Genomic DNA, 13,949 nt, shown 5'->3' on the forward strand with positions numbered 1-13,949 from the left:
CATGGCAGATTACCAGGGCAAAAAAGTCGTTATCATCGGGTTAGGCCTCACGGGCCTTTCCTGCGTGGACTTTTTCCTCGCACGTGGCGTGACGCCGCGCGTGATGGATACGCGTGTCTCTCCGCCGGGTCTGGATAAACTGCCGGAACAGGTTGAACGCCACCTTGGTGGTCTGAATGATGACTGGCTGCTGGCAGCCGATCTGATTGTCGCCAGCCCGGGTATGGCGCTGGCGCATCCTTCCCTGAGCGCTGCCGCAGATGCAGGCGTTGAGATTGTCGGCGATATCGAGCTGTTCTGCCGCGAAGCGCAGGCGCCCGTTATCGCGATTACCGGTTCTAACGGTAAAAGCACCGTCACCACCCTGGTGGGGGAAATGGCAAAAGCGGCGGGCATGAACGTCGGCGTTGGCGGTAACATTGGTTTGCCTGCTCTGATGCTGCTGGACAAAGGCTGTGAACTGTATGTTCTCGAGCTTTCCAGCTTCCAGCTGGAAACGACCTCCAGCCTGCATGCTGCCGCTGCGACGATCCTCAACGTGACTGAAGATCACATGGACAGATATCCATTTGGTCTGCAGCAGTACCGTGCCGCCAAGCTGCGCGTTTATGAGAATGCCAAAGTCTGCGTAGTGAACGCCGATGATGCGCTGACCATGCCGGTGCGTGGCGCAGACGACCGCTGCATTAGTTTTGGCATCACCATGGGTGATTATCATCTGAACCGCCAGCTGGGCGAAACCTGGCTGCGCGTGAAAGGTGAGAAAGTGCTGAACGTGAAAGAGATGAAGCTCTCTGGGCAGCACAACTATACCAATGCGCTGGCGGCGCTGGCGCTGGCGGACGCAGTGGGGCTGCCGCGCTCCTCAAGCCTGAAAGCGTTAACCACGTTTTCCGGCCTGGCACACCGTTTCCAGCTGGCGCTGGAGCACAACGGCGTGCGCTGGATCAACGACTCCAAAGCCACCAACGTGGGCAGCACGGAGGCCGCGCTGAACGGCCTGCACGTTGACGGTACCTTGCATCTGCTGCTGGGCGGTGACGGTAAATCAGCGGATTTCTCGTCCCTGAAGCCGTATCTCTCCGGCGATAACGTCCGTCTGTACTGCTTCGGCCGTGACGGCAGCGAGCTGGCTGCACTGCGCCCTGAGGTCGCCGAGCAAACCGAAACCATGGAACAGGCGATGCGGCTGATTGCCCCTCGCGTGAAGCCGGGTGATATGGTGCTGCTCTCTCCGGCCTGTGCCAGCCTCGATCAATTCAAGAATTTCGAACAGCGTGGTGATGTCTTTACCCGCCTGGCGAAGGAGTTAGGCTGATGCGTTTATCTCTCCCTCGCCTGAAAATGCCGCGCCTGCCAGGATTTGGGATCCTGGTGTGGTTGTTTGCGGCACTCAAAGGCTGGGTGATGGGCTCTCGTCAAAAAGATAACGACAGCCTGATCATGTACGACCGCACGCTGTTCTGGCTCACGATGGGGCTCGCGGCGGTCGGCTTTATTATGGTGACGTCAGCGTCAATGCCCGTCGGGCAGCGTCTGGCGAACGATCCTTTCCTGTTTGCCAAGCGTGATGGTCTGTACATTATCCTGGCATTCTGCCTGGCGCTGGTGACCTTGCGTCTGCCGATGGAGTTCTGGCAGCGACACAGTACGGCGATGCTGATCGCGTCGATCATTATGCTGCTGATCGTTCTGGTGGTGGGGAGTTCCGTAAACGGGGCATCACGCTGGATCGCCTTTGGCCCGCTGCGTATTCAGCCTGCGGAATTTACCAAGCTCTCCCTGTTCTGCTACCTGGCGAACTACCTGGTGCGTAAGGTAGATGAAGTGCGTAATAACCTGCGCGGCTTCTTAAAACCGATGGGCGTGATTCTGGTGCTGGCGGTATTACTGCTGGCGCAGCCTGACCTCGGTACCGTGGTGGTACTGTTTGTCACCACGCTGGCCATGCTGTTCCTGGCGGGCGCAAAGCTGTGGCAGTTCATCGCCATTATCGGGATGGGGATTTCAGCGGTTGTGCTGCTGATCCTCGCCGAGCCTTACCGTATTCGCCGCGTGACCTCGTTCTGGAACCCGTGGGAAGACCCGTTCGGCAGCGGCTATCAGCTGACGCAGTCACTCATGGCCTTTGGGCGCGGTGAGCTCTGGGGGCAGGGGCTGGGTAACTCGGTACAGAAACTGGAGTATTTACCGGAAGCGCATACTGACTTCATCTTCTCCATTATTGCGGAAGAACTGGGTTATATCGGTGTGGTATTAGCGCTATTAATGGTATTCTTCGTCGCTTTCCGCGCCATGTCCATCGGCCGGAAAGCGCTGGAGATCGATCACCGTTTCTCAGGCTTCCTGGCCTGCTCAATTGGTATCTGGTTTAGCTTCCAGGCATTGGTTAACGTCGGGGCCGCAGCGGGTATGCTGCCGACCAAAGGTCTGACGTTGCCGTTGATCAGTTATGGTGGTTCCAGTCTGTTGATTATGTCGACGGCCATCATGCTGTTGTTGCGCATAGATTATGAGACGCGTCTGGAAAAAGCCCAGGCGTTTACACGAGGTTCACGATGAATCAACCGAAGCGGTTAATGGTGATGGCAGGCGGTACCGGCGGACATGTGTTCCCGGGACTGGCGGTTGCGCACCATTTAATGGATCAGGGCTGGCAGGTACGCTGGCTGGGAACCGCAGACCGCATGGAGGCCGACCTGGTACCGAAACACGGTATTGAGATCGACTTTATTCGTATTTCCGGCCTTCGGGGCAAAGGCCTCAAGGCAATGCTGCTGGCTCCGGTGCGCATTTTTAACGCCTGGCGTCAGGCGCGCACCATTATGAAGCGCTTTAAGCCCGATGTGGTGCTAGGCATGGGCGGCTATGTCTCGGGTCCAGGTGGGTTAGCCGCGTGGTCGTTAGGTATTCCCGTCGTGCTGCATGAGCAGAACGGTATTGCGGGTCTGACCAACAAATGGCTGGCGAAAATCGCCACCAAAGTCATGCAGGCGTTTCCCGGCGCGTTCCCGAAAGCGGATGTGGTGGGAAACCCGGTGCGCGTGGACGTGCTGGCTCTGCCGCTGCCGGAGGCTCGCCTGGCAGGCCGTGAAGGGCCGGTGCGTGTGCTGGTCGTCGGCGGTTCTCAGGGCGCACGTATTTTAAACCAGACGATGCCGCAGGTTGCCGCAAAGCTGGGTGATACCGTCACCATCTGGCACCAGAGTGGAAAAGGCGCTCAGCAGACCGTTGAGCAGGCTTACGCCGAGGCGGGGCAGCCGCAGCATAACGTGACGGAGTTTATCGACGACATGGCGGCAGCGTACGCCTGGGCCGATGTCGTGGTCTGTCGTTCTGGCGCCTTAACGGTAAGCGAAATCGCTGCCGCGGGGCTGCCGGCTCTGTTTGTGCCTTTCCAGCACAAAGACAGACAGCAGTACTGGAATGCCCTGCCGCTTGAGAAAGCCGGTGCGGCGAAAATTTTTGAGCAGCCACAATTTACCGCCGACGCGGTCGCCACCACCCTGGCGGGCTGGAACAGAGACGTATTGCTTGAGATGGCTGAGCGCGCGCGCGCGGCGGCTATCCCTGATGCGACGGAACGGGTGGCAAAAGAAGTGAGCCTGGCAGCCCAGGCTTAACCCTCGCAGCGCGTGAAGCGCGGCACGAATTTTAAGTAGTCGATGGCGTTTAGAGAATGAATACACAACAACTGGCAAAACTGCGTTCAATCGTGCCCGAGATGCGTCGCGTCCGGCACATTCACTTTGTTGGCATCGGTGGTGCTGGCATGGGCGGTATTGCCGAAGTGTTAGCTAACGAAGGCTATCAGATCAGCGGGTCTGACCTGGCGCCAAACCCTGTAACGCAGCAGCTGGCGTCGCTTGGGGCGACTATCTATTTCAATCATCGCCCGGAAAACGTGCGCGATGCGAGCGTGGTGGTGGTATCGAGCGCTATCTCCTCTGACAACCCGGAAATCGTTGCCGCGCATGACGCGCGCATTCCGGTGATCCGCCGTGCAGAAATGCTGGCGGAACTGATGCGTTTTCGCCACGGCATCGCGATTGCCGGGACCCACGGTAAAACCACGACCACGGCGATGGTCTCCAGTATTTATGCAGAAGCGGGTCTCGACCCGACGTTTGTCAACGGCGGCCTGGTCAAAGCCGCGGGCGTGCATGCGCGTCTGGGCCACAGTCGTTATCTGATTGCTGAAGCGGATGAGAGCGACGCGTCGTTCCTGCACCTGCAGCCGATGGTGGCGATTGTCACCAACATCGAAGCGGACCATATGGATACCTACCAGGGTGACTTCGAGAACTTAAAGCAGACCTTTATCAACTTCCTGCACAACCTGCCGTTCTACGGGCGCGCGGTGATGTGCGTTGACGATCCGGTGATCCGCGAGCTGCTGCCGCGCGTGGGTCGTCAAATCACCACTTACGGTTTCAGTGAAGACGCTGACGTCCGCGTGGAAGAGTACAAACAGATTGGCGCGCAGGGGCACTTCACGCTGGCGCGTCAGGACAAAGAGCTGCTGCACGTGACGCTGAATGCGCCAGGGCGCCATAACGCGCTCAATGCCGCAGCGGCAGTGGCCGTCGCGACGGAAGAAGGCATTGATGATGATGCGATCCTGCGCGCGCTGGAAAGTTTCCAGGGCACCGGTCGTCGTTTCGACTTCCTCGGTGAATTCCCGCTGGATCCGGTGAACGGTAAAGCCGGTACGGCGATGCTGGTGGACGACTACGGTCATCATCCAACCGAAGTGGACGCCACCATTAAAGCCGCACGTGCGGGCTGGCCGGAGAAGAATCTGGTGATGGTGTTCCAGCCGCACCGTTTCACGCGTACGCGCGATCTGTATGACGATTTCGCCAGCGTCCTGTCGCAGGTTGATACCCTGTTAATGCTGGATGTATACGCCGCAGGCGAGACGCCGATTCCTGGCGCAGACAGCCGTTCTCTGTGTCGCACCATTCGTGGACGCGGTAAGGTTGACCCTATTCTGGTTTCTGACCCTGCCCAGGTGGCGGAAATTCTGGCACCGGTCCTGACAGGTAACGATTTGATTCTGATTCAGGGTGCGGGAAATATCGGCAAAATCGCCCGTACCTTAGCTGAAATCAAACTGAAGCCGCAAAACCAGGAGGATGAGCATCATGGCTGATAAGATTGCTGTCCTGTCTGGCGGCACCTCCGCCGAGCGCGAGGTTTCCCTGAATTCCGGCGCGGCTGTACTGGCGGGCCTGCGTGAAGGCGGCGTCAATGCGCACCTGGTTGACCCAAAAGAGGTCGACGTGACGCAATTAAAAGCCATGGGCTTCGATAAAGTTTTTATCGCTTTACACGGTCGTGGCGGTGAAGACGGTACCCTGCAGGGGCTTCTGGATCTGCTCGGCCTGCCGTACACCGGCAGCGGCGTGATGGCTTCCGCTATCTCTATGGATAAACTGCGCAGCAAGCTGCTGTGGCAGGGCGCAGGGTTACCTGTCGCACCATGGGTAGCGCTGACGCGACGCGAATTTGAATTGGGCCTGTCGGATAGCGTTAATGCACGCATTGCTGAACTGGGCTTACCGGTTATTGTAAAGCCCAGCCGGGAAGGCTCCAGCGTGGGAATGTCCAAAGTCGACAAAGCTGACGATTTAGCGTCCGCTTTAGCGCTGGCATTTCAACATGATGATGAAGTTCTGGTAGAAAAATGGCTTAGCGGGCCGGAATTTACCGTCGCGATGCTTGGCGAAGAAATTTTACCGTCAATCCGTATCCAACCCGCTGGAGTCTTCTATGATTATGAGGCGAAGTATCTCTCTGATGAGACGCAATATTTCTGCCCAAGTGGTCTTGAAGCTGAGCGTGAAGCCGAATTACAGTCCCTGGTGCTTAAAGCCTGGCATGTTCTGGGTTGCCAGGGCTGGGGACGCATCGACGTGATGCAGGACCGGGATGGACAATTTTATCTGCTGGAAGCCAATACCTCTCCGGGAATGACCAGCCACAGCCTTGTGCCAATGGCCGCGCGTCAAGCGGGGATGAGCTTCTCGCAGTTAGTCGTACGCATTCTGGACCAGGCGGGCTGATATGTCTCAGGCTGCATTGAACACGCGCAACCGCGATGACGAGGAAGAATACACCTCTTCACGCCGCAGTAATGGAACGCGTCTTGCAGGCATCATTTTCCTGCTCGGGGTGCTGTGCACCGTGTTTATCAGCGGCTGGATGGTCCTGGGGTGGATGGAAGATGCGCAGCGGTTGCCACTTTCTAAGCTGGTGGTCACCGGTGAGCGTCACTACACGCGTAACGACGATATTCGCCAGTCAATACTGGCACTGGGCTCGCCTGGCACCTTTATGACTCAGGACGTCAATATTATCCAGAGCCAGATTGAACGTCTGCCATGGATAAAACAGGCGAGCGTAAGAAAGCAATGGCCTGATGAATTGAAGATTCATCTGGTTGAATATGTGCCCATTGCGCGTTGGAATGATCAGCACATGGTTGACGTCGACGGAAATTCCTTCAGCGTCCCGGCCGATCGTGTCAACAAGCAAAATTTACCGATGTTGTATGGCCCTGAAGGCAGCGAAAACGAAGTGTTACAGGGTTTTCGTGAAATGGGTCAGGTTCTGGCGAAGGACAGGTTTACGTTAAAAGATGCTGCCATGACGGCGCGCCGTTCCTGGCAGCTTACGTTAACGAACGGCATTAAGCTCAACCTGGGGCGCGGGGACACCATGAAGCGTCTGGCGCGTTTTGTCGAACTATACCCGGTTTTACAGCAGCAGGCACAGACTGACGGCAAACGGATAAGCTACGTTGATTTGCGCTATGACTCAGGCGCAGCAGTCGGTTGGGTACCGGCTCCGGTCGAGGAACCTAATCAGCAACAGAATCAGGCACAGGTACAGGCAGAACAACAATGATCAAGGCGACGGACAGAAAACTGGTAGTTGGACTGGAGATTGGCACCGCGAAGGTTGCCGCTTTAGTAGGGGAAGTTCTGCCCGACGGTATGGTCAATATCATTGGCGTGGGCAGTTGCCCGTCCCGTGGTATGGATAAAGGTGGGGTAAACGATCTTGAATCGGTGGTGAAGTGCGTCCAGCGCGCCATCGATCAGGCTGAATTGATGGCAGATTGCCAGATTTCTTCTGTCTATCTGGCCCTTTCTGGTAAGCACATTAGCTGCCAGAACGAAATCGGTATGGTGCCGATTTCCGAAGAAGAAGTGACGCAGGAAGACGTTGAAAACGTTGTGCATACGGCGAAATCCGTGCGTGTCCGCGATGAGCATCGCGTATTGCACGTGATCCCGCAGGAATATGCGATTGACTACCAGGAAGGGATCAAGAACCCGGTTGGTCTGTCAGGCGTTCGTATGCAGGCAAAAGTGCACCTGATCACATGTCACAACGATATGGCGAAGAACATTGTAAAAGCCGTTGAACGTTGTGGCCTGAAAGTTGACCAACTTATTTTCGCCGGTCTGGCGGCAAGTTATTCCGTGCTGACCGAAGATGAACGTGAACTGGGTGTCTGTGTGGTCGATATTGGTGGTGGTACAATGGACATGGCCGTGTATACCGGCGGTGCGTTGCGCCACACCAAAGTGATCCCGTACGCAGGGAACGTCGTGACCAGCGATATTGCTTACGCTTTTGGTACGCCACCGAGCGATGCAGAAGCGATTAAAGTGCGCCACGGCTGTGCGCTGGGCTCTATTGTTGGCAAAGATGAGAGCGTTGAAGTGCCAAGCGTCGGTGGTCGTCCACCGCGCAGCCTGCAGCGCCAGACGTTGGCAGAGGTGATCGAGCCGCGCTATACCGAGCTGCTCAACCTGGTCAACGAAGAAATTTTACAGTTACAGGAACAGCTTCGTCAGCAGGGTGTTAAACATCATCTTGCGGCGGGGATTGTATTAACCGGCGGTGCAGCGCAAATTGAAGGTCTTGCGGCCTGTGCACAGCGCGTGTTCCATACGCAGGTGCGTATTGGTGCGCCGCTGAATATCACCGGTTTAACGGATTATGCTCAGGAGCCGTATTATTCAACGGCTGTGGGCCTGCTCCACTACGGGAAGGAATCTCATCTCAGTGGTGAAGCGGAAGTGGAAAAACGCGTCTCAGTGGGGTCGTGGGTCAAACGACTGAACAACTGGTTGCGAAAAGAGTTTTAATTTTTTTAAGAGACCGGAGAGAATTAGCGGTCTCGGGCGACAGGCACAACGGAGAGAGAAATTATGTTTGAACCTATGGAACTGACCAACGACGCGGTGATTAAAGTCATCGGCGTCGGTGGCGGCGGCGGTAACGCCGTAGAGCATATGGTGCGTGAACGCATTGAAGGTGTTGAATTCTTTGCAGTTAACACCGATGCACAGGCACTGCGTAAGACGGCTGTAGGCCAGACTATCCAGATCGGCGGTGGTATCACCAAAGGGCTGGGAGCAGGGGCTAACCCGGAAGTGGGCCGCAATGCGGCTGAAGAAGATCGTGAAGCCCTGCGCGCTGCACTGGAAGGTGCGGACATGGTCTTCATTGCAGCAGGTATGGGTGGCGGTACCGGTACCGGCGCAGCACCTGTTGTAGCTGAAGTGGCTAAAGATTTAGGTATCCTGACCGTTGCTGTCGTGACTAAGCCTTTCAATTTTGAAGGCAAGAAGCGTATGGCCTTCGCGGAGCAGGGTATCACCGAGCTGTCCAAGCACGTGGACTCGCTGATCACCATCCCGAACGACAAGCTGTTGAAGGTTCTGGGTCGCGGTATCTCCCTGCTGGACGCCTTCGGTGCAGCAAACGACGTGCTGAAAGGCGCGGTTCAGGGTATCGCTGAACTGATTACCCGTCCTGGCCTGATGAACGTTGACTTTGCAGACGTTCGCACCGTGATGTCCGAAATGGGCTACGCGATGATGGGCTCTGGCGTGGCGAGCGGCGAAGACCGTGCAGAAGAAGCGGCTGAAATGGCCATCTCTTCTCCACTGCTGGAAGATATCGATCTGTCTGGTGCGCGCGGCGTGCTGGTCAACATTACCGCTGGCTTTGACCTGCGTCTGGATGAGTTCGAAACCGTGGGTAACACTATCCGTGCGTTCGCCTCTGACAACGCTACCGTGGTAATCGGTACTTCGCTTGACCCTGAAATGAACGACGAGCTGCGTGTTACCGTTGTTGCGACCGGTATCGGTATGGACAAGCGTCCTGAGATCACCTTAGTGACCAACAAGCAGACTCAGCAACCGGTAATGGATCGTTACCAGCAGCACGGTATGTCTCCGCTGACTCAGGAGCAGAAACCGGCCGCAAAAGTGGTGAACGACCCAACGCCGCAAACGGCGAAAGAGCCAGATTATCTGGATATCCCGGCGTTCCTGCGTAAGCAAGCTGATTAAGAATTGGCTGGAATTAGGGGATTTGCGCTCTTTGTGCTAAACTGGCCCACCGTTAGTGATATACACTCTCGGTTGGATAGTTAATTTGGCGAGATTATACGATGATCAAACAAAGGACACTTAAACGTATCGTTCAGGCGACGGGTGTCGGTTTACATACCGGCAAGAAAGTCACGCTGACGTTACGCCCTGCGCCGGCCAATACCGGGGTCATCTATCGTCGCACCGACTTGAATCCACCGGTAGATTTTCCGGCCGATGCCAAATCTGTGCGTGATACTATGCTCTGTACTTGTCTGGTGAACGAGCATGACGTGCGGATTTCTACCGTAGAGCACCTGAACGCCGCCCTGGCGGGGCTGGGTATCGACAACATTATTGTTGAAGTCGATGCGCCAGAAATCCCGATTATGGATGGCAGTGCTGCACCGTTCGTCTATTTGTTGCTGGATGCCGGCATCGAAGAACTGAACTGCGCGAAGAAATTTGTTCGCATCAAAGAGACCGTTCGCGTCGAAGATGGCGACAAGTGGGCTGAATTCAAACCGTACAATGGTTTCTCGTTGGACTTTACCATCGACTTTAACCATCCGGCGATTGATTCCAGCACCCAGCGCTACGCGATGAACTTCTCTGCTGATGCGTTTATGCGCCAGATCAGCCGAGCCCGTACGTTTGGCTTCATGCGTGATATCGAATATCTGCAGTCCCGCGGCCTGTGCCTGGGCGGCAGCTTCGATTGTGCCATCGTTGTTGACGATTATCGCGTACTGAACGAAGACGGCCTGCGTTTCGAAGATGAATTCGTTCGTCACAAAATGCTGGACGCTATCGGCGACCTGTTTATGTGTGGTCACAACATCATTGGTGCATTTACCGCGTTCAAATCCGGTCATGCGCTGAACAACAAACTGTTGCAGGCCGTCCTGGCAAAACAGGAAGCCTGGGAATATGTGACCTTCGAAGACGAAGCAGAACTGCCGCTGGCTTTCAAAGCGCCAAACATGGTTCTGGCGTAACGGTTCACACCGTTTCGTAAAAAATCGACTGGTTAACCTGGTACTCTCTCCGACCAGGAAGACCAGTCGTTTTTATTTTTGCCCTTCTTCGTTTGCCCCAGCGTTATCTCTTGTTTGTCTTGCGCAGAAAATGCGTGCGTTAGCTGCATTCTTGACCGTTTTTCCCCGCGGCGGCACCTCATTCCTGCTGATGTGCATTGGCTTTAGTGGTAATATCTGGGCGCTTAAAAAAATAACTTAAAAGTAGCCTGTTACAGGCTGGCTTATGTGGTGGAGCAAGTGAGCGGAATACTGACGCGCTGGCGACAATTTGGCAGACGTTACTTCTGGCCGCATCTCTTATTAGGGATGGTCGCGGCGAGTCTCGGCTTGCCTGCGCTCAGCAACAGTGCCGAAGCGGCGACGCCAGCGAAGACCTCTACCACCAAACACGATCTCAACACGCGGGTTAACTTTACAAACCTCGCGTGGCTTGAAGCCAGCCGCCGCCCGAATTTCTCCGTTGATTACTGGCACCAGCACGCTATCCGCACGGTTATCCGCCATCTCTCCTTCGCGATGGCGCCCCAGGCAATGCCTGTGGCGGAAGAGACGCTGCCGGTGCAGGCCCAGCATCTTGCCCTGCTGGACACGCTTAATGCACTGCTTACGCAGGACAGCCAGCCGCCGGTCATGGTGCGCGAGACGGCGCAGCGCGCGCTCGTTCCTCCTGTTTCATTCTCTGTATCAACCTGGATTAGCCAGGTTCACGGCATTCGCGCCGGGCCTCAACGCCTCAGCTAAATTAACTTTTTCAATACCTTAATTTATCTGCCCATGATGGGGCGTTTGAGAATTTATTATGCTAATCAAATTATTAACTAAAGTTTTTGGTAGTCGTAACGATCGTACCCTGCGCCGTATGCGCAAAGCTGTTGCCGTCATCAACGGTATGGAACCGGCGATGGAGAAGCTCTCTGATGATGAGCTGAAAGCGAAAACGGCGGAATTCCGTGCGCGTCTGGAAAAAGGTGAAACCTTAGAAAGCCTCATCCCGGAAGCGTTTGCCGTTGTGCGTGAAGCAAGTAAGCGCGTGTTCGGCATGCGTCACTTCGACGTTCAGCTGCTGGGCGGTATGGTGCTTAACGAGCGCTGCATCGCGGAAATGCGTACCGGTGAAGGTAAAACCCTGACCGCAACGCTGCCGGCTTACCTGAACGCGCTGACTGGTAAAGGCGTTCATGTCGTTACCGTCAACGATTATCTGGCGCAGCGTGACGCCGAAAACAACCGTCCACTGTTCGAATTCCTCGGCATGACCGTCGGCATCAACATGTCCGGCCTGCCTGCGCCAGCCAAGCGTGAAGCGTATAACGCGGATATCACCTACGGTACCAACAACGAATACGGCTTCGACTACCTGCGTGACAACATGGCGTTCAGCCCTGAAGAGCGTGTCCAGCGTAAGCTGCACTATGCGCTGGTGGATGAGGTGGACTCCATCCTGATCGATGAAGCGCGTACCCCGCTTATCATCTCCGGTCCGGCTGAAGACAGCTCCGAGATGTACCGTAAAGTCGACAAAATCATTCCACACCTGCTGCGTCAGGAGAAAGAAGACTCGGATACCTTCCAGGGTGAAGGCCACTTCTCCGTTGATGAAAAAGCGCGCCAGGTGAACCTGACCGAACGTGGTCTGGTGAAAATTGAAGAGCTGCTGGTTGCTGAAGGCATTATGGAAGAGGGCGAGTCTCTGTACTCCCCGAGCAACATCATGCTTATGCACCACGTGACCGCCGCGCTGCGTGCCCACGCGCTGTTCACCCGCGACGTCGACTACATCGTGAAAGACGGCGAAGTGATCATTGTCGATGAGCACACCGGCCGTACCATGCAGGGGCGTCGCTGGTCTGACGGTCTGCACCAGGCTGTAGAAGCCAAAGAAGGCGTGGATATTCAAAACGAAAACCAGACGCTGGCCTCTATTACCTTCCAGAACTACTTCCGTCTGTACGAGAAGCTTGCGGGCATGACCGGTACTGCCGATACCGAAGCGTTTGAATTCAGCTCTATCTACAAGCTGGATACCGTGGTCGTTCCAACCAACCGTCCGATGATCCGTAAGGATATGCCGGACCTGGTGTACATGACCGAAGCGGAAAAAATTCAGGCAATCATTGAAGATATCCGCGAGCGTACTGCCAAAGGCCAGCCGGTTCTGGTGGGGACCATCTCCATTGAAAAATCCGAAGTGGTTTCTCACGAGCTGACGAAAGCGGGCATCAAACACAACGTACTGAACGCCAAATTCCACGCCAAAGAAGCGGACATTGTTGCGCAGGCAGGTTATCCGGCTGCGGTAACCATCGCCACCAACATGGCGGGTCGTGGTACCGATATTATGCTGGGCGGTAGCTGGCAGGCCGAAGTGGCTGAGCTGGAAAACCCAACGCCTGAGCAGATTGCGCAGATCAAGGCCGACTGGCAGGTGCGTCATGACGCGGTGCTGGCATCCGGTGGTCTGCACATTATCGGTACCGAGCGTCATGAATCGCGTCGTATCGATAACCAGCTGCGTGGCCGTGCGGGTCGTCAGGGTGATGCCGGTTCTTCCCGCTTCTACCTGTCGATGGAAGATGCGCTGATGCGTATTTTCGCCTCCGACCGCGTGTCCGGCATGATGCGTAAGCTGGGCATGAAACCTGGCGAAGCCATTGAGCACCCGTGGGTCACCAAAGCGATCGCGAACGCCCAGCGTAAAGTGGAAAGCCGCAACTTCGATATTCGTAAGCAGCTGCTGGAATATGACGACGTGGCTAACGACCAGCGCCGTGCGATCTACACCCAGCGTAACGAACTGCTGGATGTATCCGATGTGAGCGAAACCATCAACAGCATTCGTGAAGATGTGTTTAAAGCCACGATTGATGCGCATATTCCACCTCAGTCTCTGGAAGAGATGTGGGACATCGAAGGCCTGCAGGAACGTCTGAAAAACGACTTTGACCTCGATCTGCCTATCAAAGAGTGGCTGGATAAAGAGCCTGAGCTGCACGAAGAGACCCTGCGCGAACGTATCTACGAAACCGCGCTGGATGTTTACAAGCGTAAGGAAGAGGTTGTTGGCGCTGAGATGATGCGTCACTTCGAAAAAGGCGTGATGCTGCAGACGCTGGATTCCCTGTGGAAAGAGCACCTGGCGGCGATGGACTACCTGCGTCAGGGTATCCACCTGCGTGGCTATGCGCAGAAAGATCCGAAGCAGGAATACAAGCGTGAATCCTTCTCCATGTTTGCGTCTATGCTGGAGTCACTGAAGTATGAAGTGATCAGCACCCTGAGCAAGGTTCAGGTGCGTATGCCGGAAGAGGTGGAAGCGATGGAGCAGCAGCGTCGTGAAGAAGCCGAGCGTCTGGCACAAATGCAACAGCTGAGCCATCAGACCGACGACAGCGAAGCTGCAGCGGCGATCGCCGCGCAGACTGGCGATCGTAAAGTGGGTCGTAACGATCCGTGCCCATGTGGCTCCGGTAAAAAGTACAAGGCGTGCCACGGGCGTCTGAACTGAGTT

Annotated in this window: 11 protein-coding genes; all 11 read left to right on the plus strand. The window is 55.7% G+C overall.

The window, feature by feature from the left end; translation table 11 throughout:
- Position 1: 1 nt before the first annotated feature.
- The 11 genes from murD (at position 2) to secA (ending at position 13,946) form a co-directional block, all read left to right on the plus strand.
- On the plus strand, positions 2 to 1,318 hold the full coding sequence (gene murD, locus ACMGGQ_RS01800; RefSeq protein WP_045907796.1) for a UDP-N-acetylmuramoyl-L-alanine--D-glutamate ligase: 1,317 nt from the start codon (positions 2 to 4) through the stop codon (positions 1,316 to 1,318).
- Positions 1,318 to 2,562 (plus strand): cell division protein FtsW, encoded by a 1,245-nt coding sequence (gene ftsW, locus ACMGGQ_RS01805; RefSeq protein WP_008501983.1) that lies wholly within the window; start codon positions 1,318 to 1,320, stop codon positions 2,560 to 2,562. Before murD ends, ftsW begins: the two co-directional genes overlap by 1 nt.
- A complete protein-coding gene (gene murG / locus ACMGGQ_RS01810; RefSeq protein ID WP_126534276.1) occupies positions 2,559 to 3,623 on the plus strand; it encodes an undecaprenyldiphospho-muramoylpentapeptide beta-N-acetylglucosaminyltransferase in 1,065 nt (354 codons plus the stop codon). The genes ftsW and murG overlap by 4 nt, the downstream gene beginning before the upstream one ends.
- 56 nt (positions 3,624 to 3,679) lie before the next feature.
- Positions 3,680 to 5,155 (plus strand): UDP-N-acetylmuramate--L-alanine ligase, encoded by a 1,476-nt coding sequence (gene murC, locus ACMGGQ_RS01815; RefSeq protein ID WP_262821332.1) that lies wholly within the window; start codon positions 3,680 to 3,682, stop codon positions 5,153 to 5,155.
- On the plus strand, positions 5,148 to 6,068 hold the full coding sequence (locus tag ACMGGQ_RS01820) for a D-alanine--D-alanine ligase (RefSeq protein ID WP_063620781.1): 921 nt from the start codon (positions 5,148 to 5,150) through the stop codon (positions 6,066 to 6,068). The genes murC and ACMGGQ_RS01820 overlap by 8 nt, the downstream gene beginning before the upstream one ends.
- Position 6,069: 1 nt before the next feature.
- Positions 6,070 to 6,912 carry a cell division protein FtsQ gene (gene ftsQ / locus ACMGGQ_RS01825; protein ID WP_023293285.1) on the plus strand — a complete coding sequence of 281 codons (843 nt, stop codon included), beginning with the start codon at positions 6,070 to 6,072 and terminating at the stop codon, positions 6,910 to 6,912.
- A complete protein-coding gene (gene ftsA, locus ACMGGQ_RS01830; protein WP_006173845.1) occupies positions 6,909 to 8,165 on the plus strand; it encodes a cell division protein FtsA in 1,257 nt (418 codons plus the stop codon). The genes ftsQ and ftsA overlap by 4 nt, the downstream gene beginning before the upstream one ends.
- A gap of 63 nt (positions 8,166 to 8,228) precedes the next feature.
- On the plus strand, positions 8,229 to 9,380 hold the full coding sequence (gene ftsZ / locus ACMGGQ_RS01835) for a cell division protein FtsZ (RefSeq protein WP_008501978.1): 1,152 nt from the start codon (positions 8,229 to 8,231) through the stop codon (positions 9,378 to 9,380).
- 101 nt (positions 9,381 to 9,481) lie between these two features.
- Positions 9,482 to 10,399: a UDP-3-O-acyl-N-acetylglucosamine deacetylase gene (gene lpxC / locus ACMGGQ_RS01840; RefSeq protein WP_010426966.1), complete on the plus strand. Its 918-nt coding sequence runs from the start codon at positions 9,482 to 9,484 to the stop codon at positions 10,397 to 10,399.
- A gap of 279 nt (positions 10,400 to 10,678) precedes the next feature.
- A complete protein-coding gene (secM, locus tag ACMGGQ_RS01845; RefSeq protein WP_167213990.1) occupies positions 10,679 to 11,182 on the plus strand; it encodes a secA translation cis-regulator SecM in 504 nt (167 codons plus the stop codon).
- A 58-nt stretch (positions 11,183 to 11,240) separates the two neighbouring features.
- A complete protein-coding gene (gene secA, locus ACMGGQ_RS01850; RefSeq protein WP_048028504.1) occupies positions 11,241 to 13,946 on the plus strand; it encodes a preprotein translocase subunit SecA in 2,706 nt (901 codons plus the stop codon).
- The last annotated feature ends 3 nt before the right edge of the window (positions 13,947 to 13,949 follow it).

Origin of the sequence: Enterobacter sp. BNK-13 (assembly GCF_048685015.1) — a bacterium.
Classification (GTDB): domain Bacteria; phylum Pseudomonadota; class Gammaproteobacteria; order Enterobacterales; family Enterobacteriaceae; genus Enterobacter; species Enterobacter quasiroggenkampii.

Excerpts from the sequence above, each read along its gene's own strand:
- ftsQ (WP_023293285.1), top strand. The coding sequence starts at position 6,070 with ATGTCTCAGGCTGCATTGAACACGCGCAACCGCGATGACGAGGAAGAA.
- lpxC (WP_010426966.1), top strand. The coding sequence starts at position 9,482 with ATGATCAAACAAAGGACACTTAAACGTATCGTTCAGGCGACGGGTGTC.
- murG (WP_126534276.1), top strand. The coding sequence starts at position 2,559 with ATGAATCAACCGAAGCGGTTAATGGTGATGGCAGGCGGTACCGGCGGA.
- ftsW (WP_008501983.1), top strand. The coding sequence starts at position 1,318 with ATGCGTTTATCTCTCCCTCGCCTGAAAATGCCGCGCCTGCCAGGATTT.
- ACMGGQ_RS01820 (WP_063620781.1), top strand. The coding sequence starts at position 5,148 with ATGGCTGATAAGATTGCTGTCCTGTCTGGCGGCACCTCCGCCGAGCGC.
- ftsZ (WP_008501978.1), top strand. The coding sequence starts at position 8,229 with ATGTTTGAACCTATGGAACTGACCAACGACGCGGTGATTAAAGTCATC.
- secA (WP_048028504.1), top strand. The coding sequence starts at position 11,241 with ATGCTAATCAAATTATTAACTAAAGTTTTTGGTAGTCGTAACGATCGT.
- murC (WP_262821332.1), top strand. The coding sequence starts at position 3,680 with ATGAATACACAACAACTGGCAAAACTGCGTTCAATCGTGCCCGAGATG.
- ftsA (WP_006173845.1), top strand. The coding sequence starts at position 6,909 with ATGATCAAGGCGACGGACAGAAAACTGGTAGTTGGACTGGAGATTGGC.
- murD (WP_045907796.1), top strand. The coding sequence starts at position 2 with ATGGCAGATTACCAGGGCAAAAAAGTCGTTATCATCGGGTTAGGCCTC.